The sequence below is a fragment of the Okeania sp. SIO2F4 genome (assembly GCF_010672385.1).
Taxonomy (GTDB): domain Bacteria; phylum Cyanobacteriota; class Cyanobacteriia; order Cyanobacteriales; family Microcoleaceae; genus Trichodesmium.
In genome coordinates, this window is sequence record NZ_JAAHGT010001168.1 from 1 (window position 1) to 2,553 (window position 2,553).

Consider the following 2,553-nt stretch of genomic DNA (forward strand, 5'->3'; position numbering starts at 1 on the left):
TTATGATAGTAGATGACGATTGGTCAACTTTAGAGATTATCAAACACATACTAACGCAGTGGGGAATTAAAGCCGTCACCCTGAATGATGAACGAGATTTCTGGAAAACTTTGGAAGATACAGTCCCAGATTTATTAATTTTAGATATAGAAATGCCACATTTTAATGGCATAGATTTGTGTAAAGTTATTCGTAACGATCCTCATTGGAATAGGATTCCTGTTGTATTTATCACAGCTCACAAATATCCTAATATTCATAATCAAATATTTGCTGCTGGTGCAGATGATTATATTAGTAAACCTTTTAAATATTCTGAGTTGATAACTCGTGTTATTAATCGGATTAAACGTAGTCCAAGTATTAGATTGTGATCGATTAATAAATATGAACTTAATATTTTTTTAAAAGTTAAGAATGGTGAATAAAAATGATTAAAGATACCACGGAAAATAAAACAGATTTAATAGCATCTCTCAAAGCTACTAATGCTCAATTAAAAATGGAAATAGGGGAACGTAAACGAGCAGAAAAAGCTTTACAAGAACTGGTTAAAACATACCAAGAAACTTCTCTAAAGCTTCGCACTTTAATTAATGCGATGCCAGATATTGTTTGTTTTAAAGATGGTACAGGAAAATGGCTAGAAGCTAATAAGTCAATGCTAGAATTATTTGATATAGAAAAACTAGACTATCATGGTAAGTCAGATGGAGAACTGGCAGAAAGCAGTCCTTTTTATCAAGACGCTCTTTTAAATTGCCAATATAGCGATCGAGAAGCATGGAACAAAAGAAGTTTGTCAAGGGGTGAAGAGGTAATTCAGAAAAAAGATGGAACTGTAAAAATTTATGATGTTATTAAAGTGCCGTTATTTTATGAAGATGGAAAACGGAATGGAATTGTCGTTTTAGGGCGTGACATTACAGAGCAAAAGCAAACAGAAAAAGCCATGATGAGATTAGCTTCCATAGTAGAATCCTCTAATGATGCAATAATTGGTAATACTTTAACAGGAATTATCCATAGTTGGAATTCAGGAGCAGAAAAAATTTATGGTTACTCTCTAACTGAAGTAAAAGGTCGTTCTATTTCAATGTTAGCTGTACCAGAAAGACCCAATGAAATCCCTCAAATTTTAGCAAATATTACTGCTGGTATCGGTATAGATAATTATGAAACTGTACATCTCAGAAAAGATGGGAAACACATAGATGTAGCTTTAACAATATCTCCAATTAAAGACACTCAAGATAATGTTATAGGAGTATCAACTATTGCCCGTGACATTAGCGATCGCAAACAGGTAGAACAATCTTTGGAACAACTCCGTCACCAACATCAATTAATTTTAGACTCAGCAGGAGAGGGAATTTGTGTAATAGATATGTTTAGGAAAATTTCTTTTGTTAATCCTGCCGCAGCAAGAATGACTGGTTATACAATTAAAGAACTGGTAAATAATGACTGGAGTTTCATAATTTATGGAGGTAAAACTAACAAGAAACTTGACATAATTTCGACACAAAAAAATACTCAACCTTGTCCAGTTAAAACAACCTTAGAAAAAGGAATAGTTTGTCAAGTTACTGATGATTTTTTTTGGCGACGAGATGGCTCATTTTTTCCCGTAGAATACGTTAGCACACCTATTGTAGAACAGGGAAAAATTATCGGTGCAGTTGTGACATTTAAAGATATCACAGATCGACTCGCCATCGAACAGATGAAAGATGAATTTATTTCTGTAGTTAGTCATGAATTGCGCACTCCTCTAGCTTCCATTCACGGTGCTTTAGCTTTACTCAAAAGTGGATTACTAAATCAAGCACCAGAAAGAGGTAGAAGAATGCTAGATATTGCTGTTGCTAACACTGACCGTTTAGTAAGGTTGGTCAACGACATTTTAGACTTAGAGCGTCTTCATTCTAATCAAGTCACAATGGTCAAACAAACTTGCAATGTTTCTGAGTTAATGATGCAAGCAGCAAATGAAATGCAACCTATAGCAGAGAAAACAGGAGTTAATTTATCAGTAACACCAATAGATACTAAGCTGTGGGGATGCGCTGACAAATTAATTCAAACTTTGACTAACCTACTGAGTAATGCTATCAAATATTCCTCTACAGGAAAAACTGTATGGTTAACTGCTAGCAAACAACAAATCAATCAAAATCAAGCCGATCGCTCAAATAACTTGACTTCCGGGATTCACAGCGATTGTGCTTTAGCACCAACTTGTAGAATTAACTATGATTATCAACTTTTAATCATGGTCAAAGATCGAGGTAGAGGTATTCCTGCTGACAAGATAGAAAGTATTTTTGGTCGCTTTCAACAGGTTGATGCTTCTGACTCTCGCCAAAAGGGAGGCACTGGTTTGGGTTTAGCTATTTGTCGTAGTATTGTACAACAACATGAAGGCCAAATTTGGGCAGAAAGCACTTTGGGAAAGGGCAGCACTTTTTTTGTCGCTTTACCAATTTTGGATTAAAGTTGTAAAAGTAGGGAATAGGGAATAGGGAATAGGGAGCAGGAAAGATCTTTTTA

General features: G+C 35.0%; 2 protein-coding genes. Both read left to right on the forward strand.

The genetic code is table 11. The features are described from left to right. Nucleotides 1–374 (forward strand): response regulator (locus F6K22_RS38425; protein WP_293110149.1); only part of this gene is annotated, 374 nt, incomplete at its 5' end. 56 nt (nt 375–430) lie between these two features. Continuing rightward, on the forward strand, nt 431–2,497 hold the full coding sequence (locus tag F6K22_RS38430) for a PAS domain S-box protein (RefSeq protein WP_293110150.1): 2,067 nt from the start codon (nt 431–433) through the stop codon (nt 2,495–2,497). The last annotated feature ends 56 nt before the right edge of the window (nt 2,498–2,553 follow it).